This window comes from Oleiphilus sp. HI0067, from assembly GCF_001635735.1.
The window spans coordinates 1-727 of sequence record NZ_LWFI01000614.1; the positions used below are offsets into that span (position 1 = coordinate 1).

The following is a 727-nucleotide window of genomic DNA, read 5'->3' on the forward strand; positions in this document are numbered from 1 at the left end:
CTTCGCTTGAATCGCTGTTATCTGACAAGCGGCGCTGCGCACAAGTAATAATCTTTTGATCATCAAATTCCTTGATTGCCAGCAATGCTTCATAACGTGCAGCGCGGACATCGCTTTTCACATGTACTCCGGTTTTACCGGTATATGCGACCATTTTCTTCAACACACTTTTGAAGACTCGACTGTCTTCCCCCGATTCAACCGCTTCACATGCATCTTGACCAAGCACTATAGCTTTCAGACGCTGATCAACCGCTCTGGGGTTATAGAGATCATTAATTAATCCATCTATCTGCCAGCGTTTCATTAGTGTTTTCGACAAGGTATCTAAGCGAGTTCCTAGAACATTATTGGCGATAATGTTTCGCTCTTCTGTTGTAGTGCTAGCCTCAACCTTGCTCGCATATAAATTCCCTTCCGGATCACAAGACGATACGATAAGTAATTCGACTAACTGACTCAGCAGACAAGCTATGAACACCTCTTCACGCTCGGTTTCATTGAGTCGGGAACACAAAGCACGCGCTTGAAAAGAAGAATGAAGTCCCGTTACCAAACGGTCTGCCACCTGGTCACTCGCATTGTTCATCGAAAACAACTCAAGTACTTTTACGGCCAAGCACACACTACGTATATGTTTAAATCCAATATTTATAATTGCTCGGCTAACGGTCGTAACAGGTGTTGAACTCGGGTTAAACTGGATGGAGTTTCCAATCCTTATAAT

At 43.7% G+C, this 727-nt stretch carries 1 protein-coding gene; it reads right to left on the reverse strand.

The window, feature by feature from the left end; translation table 11 throughout:
* The coding region (locus tag A3739_RS06895) for an HDOD domain-containing protein (RefSeq protein ID WP_369821094.1) at nucleotides 1-727 on the reverse strand (727 nt) is incomplete at its 3' end.